General features: G+C 66.5%; 8 protein-coding genes. 2 read left to right on the top strand and 6 right to left on the bottom strand.

Annotation, left to right across the window (positions count from 1 at the left end; all coding sequences use genetic code 11):
- The first annotated feature begins 371 nt into the window (after positions 1-371).
- The gene (locus OHA03_RS41945) at positions 372-1,274 is read left to right on the top strand and encodes a pyridoxamine 5'-phosphate oxidase family protein (RefSeq protein WP_267009191.1); all 903 of its coding nucleotides are present in this window, start codon (positions 372-374) and stop codon (positions 1,272-1,274) included.
- A gap of 100 nt (positions 1,275-1,374) precedes the next feature.
- Here the strand turns inward: OHA03_RS41945 and OHA03_RS41940 are convergent, their stop codons facing one another.
- From OHA03_RS41940 to OHA03_RS41930, 3 genes are all read right to left on the bottom strand, one after another.
- Positions 1,375-2,826, bottom strand: coding sequence for an NAD(P)/FAD-dependent oxidoreductase (locus OHA03_RS41940; protein WP_323181407.1), 1,452 nt, complete (start codon positions 2,824-2,826; stop codon positions 1,375-1,377).
- A 489-nt stretch (positions 2,827-3,315) separates the two neighbouring features.
- Positions 3,316-4,365 (bottom strand): IS110 family transposase, encoded by a 1,050-nt coding sequence (locus OHA03_RS41935; RefSeq protein ID WP_267009608.1) that lies wholly within the window; start codon positions 4,363-4,365, stop codon positions 3,316-3,318.
- A 364-nt stretch (positions 4,366-4,729) separates the two neighbouring features.
- Positions 4,730-6,106 (bottom strand): IS1380 family transposase, encoded by a 1,377-nt coding sequence (locus OHA03_RS41930; protein ID WP_267009189.1) that lies wholly within the window; start codon positions 6,104-6,106, stop codon positions 4,730-4,732.
- 285 nt (positions 6,107-6,391) lie between these two features.
- Between OHA03_RS41930 and OHA03_RS41925 the strand changes: the two genes are divergently transcribed.
- Positions 6,392-7,879, top strand: coding sequence for an IS4 family transposase (locus OHA03_RS41925; protein WP_267000869.1), 1,488 nt, complete (start codon positions 6,392-6,394; stop codon positions 7,877-7,879).
- 353 nt (positions 7,880-8,232) lie between these two features.
- On the opposite strand, the gene OHA03_RS41920 is transcribed toward OHA03_RS41925, so the two are convergent.
- From OHA03_RS41920 to OHA03_RS41910, 3 genes are all read right to left on the bottom strand, one after another.
- Positions 8,233-8,787, bottom strand: coding sequence for a hypothetical protein (locus tag OHA03_RS41920; protein ID WP_267009188.1), 555 nt, complete (start codon positions 8,785-8,787; stop codon positions 8,233-8,235).
- A 250-nt stretch (positions 8,788-9,037) separates the two neighbouring features.
- Positions 9,038-9,562: an RNA polymerase sigma factor gene (locus OHA03_RS41915; protein ID WP_267009187.1), complete on the bottom strand. Its 525-nt coding sequence runs from the start codon at positions 9,560-9,562 to the stop codon at positions 9,038-9,040.
- Positions 9,563-10,401: 839 nt separating this feature from the next.
- Positions 10,402-14,133, bottom strand: coding sequence for a S8 family serine peptidase (locus OHA03_RS41910; protein WP_267009186.1), 3,732 nt, complete (start codon positions 14,131-14,133; stop codon positions 10,402-10,404).
- Between the last annotated feature and the right edge of the window lie 74 nt (positions 14,134-14,207).

Raw genomic sequence — 14,207 nt, 5'->3', positions numbered from 1 at the left:
ACTCAACGCTAGACCCGACTCCCAGTACGAGCAACGCCGCAACGACCGGATAGCAGAGTGTGATCACCGAACTGCACAGATGTATTCTCTAATGTTTCTTCATCTGCGATCCGGCGTCGTTGGCACATCCGGGCGTCCGGGTCGCCTCATCGAAAAGCTTGCGGGTCTAAGGTGGTGTGCAGGGTTTCGGCCGCACTCGAACAGGGCGGTTGACGCGAGCGAGGGAAGACAGGGCACATGGGAATATTTCCAGTCGTCGGTGCGTCATCTCTAGCAAACCCGTCATCGCTAACAAACCGTTGAAACGACGGCAGGGGAAGATGAATATGAGAGGGAGCCGATCTCACCTGGCCTCTTATCACGAAGGCGAGTTGGCCGCCCAGGATCTTGCAGGTTTTCGTGAGAGTGCCGACCGCTTGCGCCCGATCATCGGCGAGTCCCTTCCGCAGGGCGCGGCAGGTTTCTTGGCCGAGCTCAGATTTCTCGTAGTCGGTGCTGCCTCTCCGGATGGGCAGGTATGGGCATCCGTTCTTTACGGAGAACCGGGTTTTCTGCACGTGCTCGGTTCCCGTGATGTGTACATCGGTGCCCGGCCTACAAAGGTGGACCCACTGGCGGCGGTCCTGCAGCAGCCCACGCTTGTGGGCACTCTTGCCATCGACCTTCCGAACCGTCGACGGCTCCGGATCAACGGCAGGGTGACGCCCTCACAAGACGGGCTCCGACTGTCCGTGGACCAGGCGTACGGGAATTGCCCTAAGTACATCCAGCGCAGATCACCTCAGAAAACTGGTCCGGCTCGTTCGACGCGAATGGTGTCGGAAGGCAGCGAATTGACTGCGGAACAACGCCGGGTGATCGATACCGCAGACACCTTCTTCGTCGCCTCAACCTCCACAGCAGGAGACGCCGACGCTTCCCATCGGGGCGGTAACCCCGGCTTCGTCCGCAGTCTTTCCGCGGACCGGATCCAGTGGCCGGACTACGAGGGGAACACGATGCTGATGACCTTGGGAAACCTCACCGTCAATCCGGCAGCAGGTCTGGTGTTCATCGATTGGCAGCGCGGTGCGACCGTGCAGCTGACCGGTACGGCGACAGTCAACTGGAGTGCGCACGCCGCTGCCAAATTTCCCGGCGCGGAAAGAACGGTGGAATTCAGGGTGACCAAGGTCATCCAGATCGACCACTCTGAAGACGCCTTGAGCTGGTCGGCACCGCAGTACTCACGGTTCAACCCCCCGGTGGCCCCGGCTGCTTCGGACGGCTCTTAGCGCGTTTATGCTGCTCCTTCTCCCGAGTTTCTGTGCTGTGCGGGGCGACGCACAGCACCCGTGCCGGTGAAATCGCCTCTCCGGCGTTGCCCCTTCGCGATCAGGCATAGCGCTGAGTTCGGTACGTCTCCAACAGGCGGAGCCAAACTTCGCTGGCGGTGGGGTAGCTGGGCACGACGTGCCACAGCACGGAAAGCGGCACCCGGGCAACAATGGCCGTCGTGGCGGAGTGGACGAGATCCGCGACGCCCGATCCGACGAACGTCGCGCCCACCACCGTGTCGCTCACCCGATCGATGACGAGTTTGGCGCGCCCGAGGTAGTCCTCACGCATCACGTAGGTACCGGCGAGGGCAGCCATGTCGTACTCGACCGTTGCCACGTCGAGTCCTGCCGTGCGGGCCTGCCGCTCGGTCATACCTGCTGATCCGACTTCCGGGTCGGTGAACGTCACCTGCGGGTTGCCGCGATGTCCGTCGGCAGCGCCCCGCGCACCGCTCTGTGCACCGGCCGTCGGCCGCCCCGTGGCACGGGCGGCAATCACCTCACCAGCGACCCGCGCTTGGTACTTGCCCATGTGAGTCAACAGCGCACGTCCGCAGACATCACCCACCGCGTACAACCAATGCCCGCTCACCGCCTGCACAGCCTGCTCGTCGTCCACCTCCAGGAAGCCGTCGTCGGAGCATCCGACCGACGACAGGCCGATGTCCTGAGTGTTCGGCGTACGGCCGGTGGCAAGCACCAACTCGTCACCAACGAGCGTGCTGCCGTCGTCCAGCCAGGCGGTTACCTCTCCGCCATGTGGCAGCCCGACTCCCGTGTCGCGCGGGTCGTCGCGTCCCACCTTGGTGATCGACCTTCCGGGAAGCAGCCGCACCCCTGCATCCCTAAGCCGGTCACCGACCATACGTCCGGCAAACGGTTCCTCTCGCGGGAGTAGCTCAGACCGCCGGTACACGACGCTCAATTCGGCCACGCCCAGCGCCCGCAACCAGGTCGCCGCCTCGCACGCGACCACTCCACCGCCCAAGACGACGACACGGCGCGGCACCTCATGCAGGTTGGTGACATCGCGGGAGGTCCACGGGCGGGCCTCCCTCATGCCTGGGATCGAGGGCACAGCGGTGCAAGAGCCTGTGTCGATCACCACCGCGTGCCTGGCGGTGAGCACACGGGTACCGCCCGCTGTCATGTCCACCGCCACCGAGCGCTCCCCATCGAGCCGCCCGTACCCGCGTACAACGTCGATGCCGACGCCGAGTGCCCAGCCGATCTGCGAGGAGTCGTCGAGGCCGTTTACGACAGTGTCCCGGCGAGCCAGTACCGCCGGCACGTCCAACTGGTGTCCGGTCAACAGCGAGGACACACCGGGCACATGCTCTGCGTTTCCCAGTACGTCAGCGGGGCGCAGCAGAACCTTGCTGGGCATACAGGCCCAGTACGAGCACTCGCCACCCAGCAGTTCCGCTTCCACCAGCACCGCGTCCAGACCTGAGAACTGCGTGGCGTATTGAGCCGCGTTCTCGCCCGCCGCGGCGCCGCCCAACACGATGACGTCCCACTCGGAGCGATCAGGATCCACACTTGCTGCCATAGTCGCGCCTTCCTATATGGATTGCGGAGAATCGGGACGCGTGGGCTCCTGTGAGGCCCGTCTGTGGTGGGAATACGTTGGCCATTGCGTGCATGGCTCCTAAGGTCTGTCCCGTAATCCCTGGCGATCAGCGCGCGGCGCCGGATACGGTGCGCCGCAAGGCGGAGGAGCGTCCCGTGCTAGGCGTATGCGGGCGTTCAACGCGGCGGACGCTGTGGTGCACAGAAGATTTCCTTCCGCGGGGCGCCATTTGGGGGCAACACTTACGGCTCGTTCGGGTGTCAAGCTCGATTGTGTCAACGCCCCATATGAGAAAGCGTACGCCTTCGGCCTGGTCCTAACCTCGATCTTTCGTGACGGTCCGCCGACAAAGTCGGTGGACCGTTTCGCGTCCTGTGCCTGATGGCCGACAGGCCGAGGGCCCGGCTGATGCCCCTATGGATGTCAAGCGGCTGTGGGAAGAACGTCGCTGGTCGGTTGTGGCATGGAGCCGATGATGTGCTTGTAGAGGTCACGGGCGACGTAGCGTTTGAGGCATCGGATGGCTTCGCGGCGACTCTTGCCCTGGGCGATGCGGCGGTTCATGTAGTCGCGTGTGCGCGGATCCCAGCGCAATCGGCTGAGAACGATCGTGTAGAGCGCGGAGTTGGCCTGGCGGTCGCCTCCGCGGTTCAGCCTGCGGCGCTGGGTCTTGCCCGAGGAAGCCTCAACGGGACTGGTGCCGCACAGTGCGGCGAAGGATGCCTCGCTGCCCAGCCGGTCCGGGTTGTCGCCGGCGGCTATGAGCAGGGCTGCGGCGGTGTCCGGACCGACACCACGGTGGTCCAGGAGACCTGGGGCAGCGATCAAGACCGCGTCGGTCATCCGCTGGTTGAGGTCGTTGATCTCCTCCGTCAGGCTCTGGATGCGGCGGGCCAGTAGGCGCAGGGTGTGGCGGGCTGCCGCTGCTGAGTCGTTGCCTGCTGCGACGTCCAGCTCCGCGCAGCTGCGGATCAGCTTCACATTGCTCAGGCCGGCCAGCGATTCCCGGAGTGCTGGGGCCGTCGAGATCAGGACGGACTTGAGTTGGTTGATCGCTTGAGTGCGGGACTTGGTGGCCGACCCTTTGGCCATCCTGAACAGCCGTAGTGCCTCCACCGGTCCGTCTGCCGCCTTGGCTGTCGCGGTGGCGCGTCCGGACAGGACTGCTCGGGCGGCGGCCTCGGCGTCGACCGCGTCGGTTTTGCCGTGTCGGCGCCGGGCGGCCTTGTCCGGCTGGTTGACCTCAGTCACCTCTATACCGGCGCCTCGCAGATAGCGGGTCAGCGCGGCCCCGTAGGAACCGGTGCATTCGACTCCTGCCCGCCGCAGTGTTCCGAAGGAACGAGCCCAGGCCAGCAGTTGACGGTAGCCGTCCGCGGTAGCGGGGAAGGACCGGCCGTCCAGAGTGGCCCCAACCGTGGTGATCACGGCAGCCGCGTGGAAGTCCTTGTGAGTGTCCACCCCGAGGAGCACGTCCTCGGAGCCGTCGGTGGTGACGTGGCGCGGGTGAAGCGGTTGGGTGATGCTGGGCACGGTTGCCTGTCTCCTGGAGCTCGGGAACGTGGGCGGCCGTCGCCGGGCCGGAGGGCGGTCAGGACTGTGACGGTGCCTGTCGCGAAGGCCCCTATCGGGACACGCTCACCGGTCCGGCGGCAGCAAGCACCGCCTCGGACGGTGGTCGACAGATCAGACGCAAGGCACTGCGGCCAGTCGCGTCGCGGGTCAGACCACCGCCCGAGGCAGCACCCGCTCATCCTCACAGTCGCGTCGGGTGGGCGCCGGGTTCCACGGCTCCGGTCGGGGGAGGGTGCTGCTCGCAGGGACGGAAACGTGCTGGTCAGCCTGGGTTGGGGAGAGCTTCGAGCCGTGCCAGGGCGTCGGTGATCACGTCGGTCCAGGGCCAGTGGCCTGCGAATCTCAGGTGCCGGCGGCGGGAGGTCGTGACGATCTGGGCGGCGGCGGAGAAGAGGCGGAGCCGGAGGCGACGGGGCTCCCACCTGCGGGTTTCGCCGGTCAGAGCGAGCATGGGCATCCAGGCCAACAGGTCGAGGGCGATCTGGACGATCTCAAGCCAGATCTGGTTCTGTGCCGTCTTGTGCAGGGGCAGGTTGCGCAGACCAGTCGCGCGGGCGGCCCTGATGCGGTCCTCGGCACGTGCCCGCTGGCGGTGCCGCAGTTCGAGTGCGGCGATCGGGATGCCGGTCGTGTTGGTGGCGAATGCGGTGAGCCGCAGGCCGTCGGCGTCGGTGAACCGCAACTGCGCACCGGGGTGCGGCCGTTCCTTGCGGACGATCAGCCGCATCCCTTCCGGCCGGCCCTGGAGGACATCGCCGGCAAGTTCGGCGACCCAGGCGCCGCCGCGGATCTCACCATCCGGCTCGACGGCCACCGTCCACGAGGCGGGCGGGACCTTGAGGACGGCCTGGTGGATGGCGTCGGTGATGGTCATGCCGACCGAGTACGACAGCCACCGGCCCCGCTTCGAGAGCCAGGCGACGAACTCGTGGGTTCCGCCTGCGGAGTCGGTGCGAATCAGGGTCTGGCGTCCGCGCCGGTACTTCTTCGGCAGTTGGGCCAGGGAGAGTTGGGCCGTGGTGATGTGGTCGGCGGCAGTGTTGCTGCCCGCGTTGCCCGGTCTGAGCAGGCCGGCCACCGGCTCCCCGCTCCCGCCGCTTCCGTGGTCGACGAAGGCCATCAGAGGATGGTGTCCGAAGGTCTTCTTCCAGGTCGCGGTGGCGTCCTGCTTCTCGGAGTGGGCCAGCACGAGTACTCCGTCCAGGTCCACGATCACCTGTCCCGCGACGTCCGGGGCCGCGTTCTTGGCCATGTTCCAGACACGCTCGCGGGCTTCGGCCCGCGCTGCCCGTATTGCGTGGAGGGCCTTCGGTCCGGCCGTGGCGAGGGTGTCGATGAGGCGGGAGACCGTCGGGTCGGAGGCCACCGGCCCGAACACGGCCGGCTCGGCCCGAAGCATCCCGACGTCAGCCAAACAGTCCCCGCCCAGCGCGACAGCCAGGGCCACATCCAGCAGGATCTTGCCCGGATCGTGCACCGCCCGCGGACGTCGCCACGGTGTCAGCACCGTCGATATCGCCCGGTCCAGCCCGACCTTGCGGACCGTCTCGACCAGCAGCACGGCCCTCGCCTGAGACACCACCGCCTGGCCACCACCCTCGACACGGACGCGGGGATAGGACCCGATACGCTTCTTCACCTGGGAAGTGCCTCCGACGGTGGCAGGAACAAGGACCTCGACAATCCTCATTCTTGCTGGTCAGAGCAATGCCGGTGAGTTAGCGCGTCGGTGCAGGTCAGGCACTTGATAGTGCGGGGTTTGGTTGGGAATATCCCCTGGTGACGTTGCGTGATCCGTCACTTCTGGTGACGTGTCGGCGGAGGCCGGGACACGGCAACGGAGTTCCCGGTAGGACAGAAGATCGACCAAGATCCGACTGTCCGCGAGGGAACTCCGTTGGGTACTCAGTGTGCCATCGTCCGCATGTCGTCTGCCATCACCGAGGGCAGCCAGGCCCCGTTGAACAGGCTGGTGACCCCCACGGACCGGCGCTTTGGCGAGCACGTCCGTCTCGGCGTGTTGACCGAGGAGATCAGCCCTGAACTGGTTGACGAGGTCGTGGAGTTGACCGGCTGCGGCGAGCGTCGCCGCCGGCTGTTGCCCGCCCGGGCGGTGGTCTACTTCATCCTGGCGTTGTGCCTGTTCAGCAGCTCCGACAGTGCCGGGCCGCCGGGATACCGGTCGGTCCTGCGCACGTTGACGGAGAAGCTGCGGCATCTGCCAGGCCTGTGTGTGCAGCGCTTGCCCACCAGCTCGGCCCTGACACGGGCCCGGCAGCGGCTGGGCGACAAGCCGCTGCAGGCGCTGTTCGAGCGGCGGTGCGGCACGCTGGCCACGACCGTCACTCCGGGCGCGTTCGCCTTCGGGCTGCGGCTGGTCGCCTGGGACGGCACCGCGCTGGATGTCCCCGACACCCCGGCAAACGCTGCTGAGTTCGGTTTCACCGGCAAGGGTGGTGTCAACCAGAGCGGACACCCACAGGTCCGCCTGATGGCCCTGACCGAATGCGGCACCCACGCCCTGGTCGACGCGGCCTTCGACGCCGTGGCCAGGTTCAGCGAGCACAAGCTCGCCCGCCGGCTGCTGGCCTCCCTGCGAGGGGACATGCTGCTGCTGGCCGACCGCAACTTCGCCGGATACCAGCTGTGGGGCCTGGCCCGCGCCACCGGCGCCCACCTGGCCTGGCGGATCAAGAAGAACCTGGTCTTCGTGCCGCTGCGGGTGCTGTCCGACGGGTCCTACCTGTCCATCATGCGCACGCCCGCGGAGAACATCCGCCACGGTCAGGCCCGCGCGGCCGGACGCACCCTGACCGAGCCGCCCCGGGGACACCTGGTACGGATCATCGAGTACACCGTGACCATCCACCCACAGGCCGGCCCACCCCGCACCGAGACGTTCCGGCTGGTCACCAGCCTGCTGGACCACCGCCTCGCCCCGGCCCACCAGCTGGCGAGGGCATATCACCAGCGGTGGGAGATCGAAAACGGATTCGCGGAACTCAAGAACCGCCTGCGCGGCGCCGGATTCATCCTGCGCTCCAAGGCGCCCGAGCTGATCTACCAGGAGATCTACGCCCTTCTCACCGTCTACCAGGCACTATGCGCACTGCAGACGCGCGCGGCAGAACACGGCGGGACCGATCCTGACCGGATCTCCTTCACCGTCACGGTGCAGCTCGCCCGGCTGGCCGTCGCCGCCCAGGCCGCAGCCGACGTCACCACACTGGCCGCCGCCCGCCGCGAAGCCACCACAGAGCTCTTGGCCGCCCTCCTGCCGCCCCGGCGCAACCGGCAGTGCCAGCGCATCAAGAAGCCGTCCAAGAACACCTTCGAGGTCAGAAAACGGGACCAGACCCGCACTCCCAGTAACGTCCGCTACACACTCAAAGTCACCAAGCACCCCACCTGACCTGCACCGACGCGCTAACTCACCGGCATTGCTGGTCAGAGGCACTTTTCGCTTACCTGACCACCCGTCGGACAGCCCGCTTCATGAAAGCGCGAGGTTAGGTGATCGGTGACCGTCACGGTGGCCAGGTGTGGGGCGAATCGCCGGCACCTGGTTTGGCGTCCGCAGGAACGGTGCAGGTCAGAGGGGGCAGCGATGCCCGGCGGACGCTGCGGACGCTGCTGTTTTCCCTCAACTCTTTAGGACGGCTATGGCTCTTCAGGAGGGGGAGAATCACGGAACGGCAGCCTGCCTCCTGAAGAGCCGGTCGGCCGCTCCATGAGGTTGGAGCGGCCGCCTACCACACTGGCTCCTTACCCCTTCGGGAAGATGGAGTCACCGGAGACGGTCCGGGTGGAGCCGCTCTTGAGGGTGAGGACGACCTTGCCGCTGGCGCTGCCCGTCGGCTCAGCGGACGGCCACCAGGCGGTGAACCGGTCGTTCTGGATGTTGGCCTCAATAGTGCGGCCGCCGTCGTGCAGGGTCACGGCCTTGACATCGGATCCTACCGAGCCCACGAGGTAGTTGAAGCCGGTGCTCCCTTCGCCGTGGCCACCGGCCGAGTCCACCTCGATCGCATTACTGGGGACCTTCTTGACCGGATCGATCACCGCGGTCATACCCTGTCCAGTCTTGTCGGTGAGGCAGTAGGAGATGGTCGTCCCGCCGGTAACGACCACAGAGGTGATCGAGCCGCGCACGTCCAGGTTGCTGTACGAGACCGGCTTGCCGGAGTAGTCGCTCCCCAGGGCCTTGACGCACCACTTCTCCGCGACGGTGGCCTCGGGCGAGGTAGCCGCCAGCTGGCTCGGCGTGCCGGTCCAGCTCGCGAGTTCCGCTGAGGACAGCGGGCCACTCGAGCCTGGCACGCTCTGCGATGCCTGACTCACTACGACTACGGCCGCGGTGGCAGCGACAGCGCCAGCCGCCACCCAGATCAACGGGCGACGACGAGCCGGGGAAGCCGACTGCGTCGTGGAAGCGGCGCCATGCATCACGGTACGCAACAGATGTTCCTTACGGTTGTTTTCGGTTTCGGTCAGTTCACAGACGGGAGCAGCGTCCAGGGTGGCCAGCAACCGAGGGAGATTCTTCTCGCGATCGTTCACGTCTCTTCCTTCAGCGCGTCAAAGCCGGAGCGGCGGATGTGGTCTGGCTGGTCGGCCCGAACAGCTTGGCCAGGCGACGTTTGGAGCGGGAGAGCCGCATCGTGTAGGCCGCGCGTGAGCAGCCGAGCACAGTGGCCGCGGCCCGGTCCGTGAGGCCCTCCCACACATGGAGCGCCAGTACTTCCTGGTCGGCAGCCGACATCCGCCGCCAGGCGGCTACGAGGTCTATCCGGTCCTCGGCCTCGATCATCCCGTCGTAGCTGTCGTCGCCACCGTTCTCCATGACACGCACCGCGACAGCCGTCTGGCGACGCTGCCCGCGGTGGGCGTTAAGCATCGCTTTACGTGCGGTGCCGAAGAGCCACGGACGTGGGTCTTCGGGCAACTCGCTCCGACGGCGCCACGCGGCGAGGAACGTTTCACCGACGATGTCATCCACGTTCATCGGGTGAGCACGCCGACGGACGAAGCGCAATACGTCCTCATAGTGAGCGCGGTAGACATCGGTGAACTCGTCCTCGGTGTCGATGGTCATGGCTTCCTCTCGCTGCTTCCATCCCTACGTGTCCACCACCCGCGAAGGTGCAACGCGAGAATTCGAAGGAATATGCGCCGGTCCTTAGCAGCTCGGAAGACGGAACTCGATGCTGGACAAAAGAGTCGAAGCCCCCACCGCGGGTGTTCCCGCGGCGCGCCAGCCCATCAGTTCCTAGCGCTAGAGGGCGCTAGAGGCTCTTTAAGGAGCGCATGTGAGGGGCAGGGAGCCCCCTCGTGCTGTCGACACACGGAGTGCGCGGGTGATGCGGAACGCGGCCGGTCGTCTCGCCGGGCCAAGTGTCAGCCCTCGCGATCCCTTGCACTTCGCGAACGCTGACCAGACTGCCCATCCAAAAGTACGCTTTATGGACCATACGGTCAAGAACTTGCGAGGGCATCAGCGGGGCCAAGACATCACCATGCCGGCTGAGGCTGCCCGTCCCGGCAGGAGGTACACGGTGGTGACCGCCGACGCCCTGTACACCCGGCGCGCACTACGTGGCCGTCGTGAAGATGAACCATCCGGGCCTGTACGCCCAGGTCAGGGCGCTTCCCTGGCGGGACATCCCGCTCGGGAACCGCACTCGCGGGCCAGCTCCAGTAGCGAAGGCCCCTTTCCTCGGTATAGCTCCGTGCCTCGCCCTCGGCCCTGTCCGGGCATGCTCCTGTGCCGTCAAGAAGCCTCTCGCATCTGGGCCGCGGGTCTGCCCTACACCGGTGCTGAGCGGTAAGGGCAAGGGCACCTACGGAGACGGGGCCGCAGAAGTCGCGCCCCCGTCTCCATGGGGATGTGTTGTCGTAAGGTGCGTGGGCTACCTCACCCGGGGAAACCGGCGACTACTTCAGACCAAAGGCCCGGACCACGGTCTGACTGACGCTGTTGCCCTGGGTGTCCCCGGCGGTCACACGCAGCGTCGCGAAGCGGGCCTTGGACGGCGCCGCCAAGTGCGCCTTCCAGTCGCCACCAAGGCGGCGCAGCGCCAGCTTGTGCCAGGTGGCGCCGTCGTCGTACGAGATCTGGAGCGCGACGCTGCGGATCGTATGCGAGCTGGGACCGCCCGTCAGATGCGACGGCGTGACCTTCAGGTCGCTGTGCCGTCTGGCCTTGCCCGACAGATCCGTACTGACTCCGTAGTTCAGTTGAACGAGCGGCAGGTACGCGCCCTCGACCGCCGCAGTGGAGGAGGTGAACTTCCACTCCGTGTGCGAGCTGGTCGCGTACGGACTCATGTCAGCTCCGCGTGTGCTGTCCAGGACGAGCCGGTACGGGAGCCTGTCCGGCGCAACCTCCGCCTGGACGTAGTCCACGCCCTCGCCGATCAGTGTCTTCCCCTGGTAGAGCTTTGTCGCCCAAGAGACGTCGCCCTCCCACACGATTCCCAGGTGACCACCGGAATCGCCCCAGGCGGGCATTCCGAAGGTGGCAATGATGTCGCCGAACCGTGACGGCGCGTGGTTCACCTTGTTGTCGTTCAGCATGCGCGGGTGCTGCACAGGCGCGAACCAGGTCTCCTTGGTGGTGCTGCGCGGCGCGTAGGACCGTGCGGCACTGATTTCAGTGAGGTCCGGTGTGGCCGCCAGCTGGGTCCACTTGACGCCGGGCGAAGCGGTGACCCAGACCGTGTGAGTCCCCTGGGCCTGCTGCAGCGTCGCGGCGCCGCCGACCGCGAAGTCAAACCCCGGCGATAGGTCGTAGCGGACATCCACCGCTTGACCCTGCTTGTAGTCACGGTACGACGTGTTGATCCGGGCGAGGCTGCCAGCGCCTGGCCGGTAAGTGAGATCGGTGGGAATGGCTCCCTTGTGGTGCTGTACCAAGTCGTACAGGTAGTCGGCGTAGGGATGGGACGAGACCGACAGGCGCGTCCCACCGAGCCGGATCCGCTGGATGAGCTCGTCGCCCTCGTCCGCGGAGAGGGATGCGACGGGCAGCGCGGCGGCTTCCGGCAGGTCCCACCAGGCGTCGAGCCGACCGTAACCGTCATGCACGATGAGCAGCAGCTTGGCCCCGGCCTTAGCTGCGGCGATGGCCTGGTCAGGAGCGGTCACCGTGTCGTTCCTGCGAACGATCGCGATCTTTCCCCGTACCTGTACCTTCGCGAAGTCAGATGCCGCGCCCTTTCCGGCGTAGACCGTCGCGTAGTTGCCCGTGCCCTTGGCCATGCTGGGGGACATGCTCTGGACCTGCAGGTCCTCGAACGACTGCGACGAGGAGGCCACGGTCAGCGGCGGTTGCACCTGACGCCAGCGCGTGGCGAAGGTGTACGAACCCTGGGTGACCTTCGACGTGGGAGTTGCCCACAGGCTGTCGTAGACGGCCTCGATCTCGTAGCTGTCGGTGAACGGGTGCAGGGTGCTGTACGACCGGTACTGATCCACTCGCACCGAACTGGTCGCGGTGAGCTTCGGGGTGACGGCCCTGACTCTGCGGAGAGCGGAGGCATTGAACGTGAGTGTCCGGTCGTTGTCGACGACGACCTGCGGTGCGCTGAGGACAGCGCGGCCCAGTGAGTGCGGGCCGTTGACGCCAGGTACATCCGCGTACATCCAGACCGAGTACGTGCTGGGTGCGAGGTTGAGGTTCAGGCTCCCGCTGTCGTCAACTTCGAAGACCTGGGGCACCGTGTCCCGGGCGATGTCTTTGACAATCAGCGTCCCCGGCAGTGCAGTGCCGTGCCAACCCGTCCCCTTCACCGCGACGTTGACCCGTCGGCTCTGCTTGTTGCTACCGATCAGAGTGTGAGTACGCAGCACACCGTCAGGGCCGGAAGCATTGAGTATCCCGCTGTAGCCGACGTCGTCGGACGCGAGGTCCAGATGGGTCGTCACGGTTACCGTGGCGGTGCCGTGTGCGGGAACGGTCACCTGGGAGGCCGAGAGAGAGAAGAGGCCCGTCGGTGAACCTGGAGTGCTGAGCGCCAGGTCCAGGGTGACAGGGTCGGCAGCGGTGTTGGTGTAGGTGACGTCCTTGGAAGCCACCTGGCCCTGCGTGTAGGGCCACTTAGCCGATGCGAAGGCGGAAGCTGACGCGACCACCGAGTCCTTGACGGCGGCCGCGATGTCCACCCGGCCGCTGCCGCCCATGTACGGGCTGAACTGCGGAGTCGACTTGGTTGTGCTGACCAGGGCATCCTTGAGCTGCTGCCCCGTCCAGTCGGGATGGGCCTGCGCCAACAGGGCAGCAGCACCGGCGACATGGGGCGTCGCCATAGAGGTGCCGCTCATGGTCTGGTAGCTTCCCTCGCCCTCGGAGGCATATTGGGAGCGGGCCGCAAGTACATCGACGCCGGGGCCGGTGAGCTCAGGCTTGAGCGCATGGTCACCTTTGCGCGGGCCGCGGCTGGAGAAGACGGCCAGCCGGTCGGAGGCGTCCACCGCCCCCACCGTGAGGGCGGCGTCCGCGGCGCCGGGCGACGCCACGGTGGAAAAATCCGGCCCAGCGTTGCCGGCGGCGATGACGAACAGTGCACCGGTCTGGGCGCTGAGTTGGTTGACGGCCTGGCTCATCGGGTCGGTGCCGTCGCTGGGGCCCGATCCCAGGCTCATGCTGATGACCTTGGCGTGCTGATCCTGAGCAGCCCACTCCATTCCCGCCAAAATCCAGGAGTCCTGACCACTGCCATCGTTGTCGAGGACCTTGCCGATGTGGAGTTTGGCGCCGGGAGCGACGCCCTTCTCCTTGCCATCGGAGGCAGCACCGGTGCCAGCGATGGTCGACGCTACGTGTGTGCCGTGACCATGACGGTCCGTCACATCCAGGCCAGGGACAAAGCTGGCGGATGCGGCGATCCTGCCTCCGAAATCCGGGTGCGCTGCGTCGATGCCCGTGTCCAGGACCGCGACATCCACGCCCTGGCCCGTGTCGCCACCCTGCCAGACCTGGGGCGCCCCGATCTGCGCGGTGGTGTCGGCGAGCGTGGCCTTGACCTTGCCGTCCAGCCAGATCTTCGCGATCCCGCCTGTCAACGCCGGTGCGGCGCTCTTGCCTTGGGCGTGCACGGACCCGGGTGCCGTGCCGGTCAGGGTGGACCAGAAGTCCGGCGCACGGCGGTGGTCGGCGGAGAGCGCGGCGCCCTGAATGCTGTCCAGGGTGCGAGTACGAGTCGCCCCGGTGGGCACGGCTTGCTTGCGCGAACGGGTTGCCGCGTTGGTATAGGAGACGATCAGCGGCAGATGCTCGCTGTGTGCGTCGTCGTACCCGTCGGCCAGCAGTTCGGTGACATTGAAGAGGTGCTCGTCCAGCTGGCCGGAGGCGATGTACGGCATCGCGGCGTCGGGATAGACATAGGTGTCCTTCCCGACGCTCATGGTGTGAGCGCCCACCGGACCGCCGTTGGGGCCCCGCACGGTCGCGAGGACGTGGCCGTCACCTGGTCTGGTCACCGTGACCTTGTCACCGGTGATGAGGGTGACAGTGCGGGGGGTGCCCGAGTGTGCGCCCGCGAGTCCGCGCGGGATCGCAGGCGCGGCCGCCGGAGCAGCGTCCGCCGACGTCGGAATGGCCGCCAGTACCGCGAGGGCAGCACCCAGGGCTATCAGCCTGGGTCTGCGGAAGTGGGGAAGTGACACAAAGAATCCTTTTTCGGAACGTCAGCCACGGGCACCACCAGACGCGTGCCGCCACATGATCAGTGGATTGATTG

The organism is Streptomyces sp. NBC_00154 (assembly GCF_026342835.1).
Lineage (GTDB): Bacteria > Actinomycetota > Actinomycetes > Streptomycetales > Streptomycetaceae > Streptomyces.
This window is presented reverse-complemented; position numbering and strand designations above follow the sequence as displayed.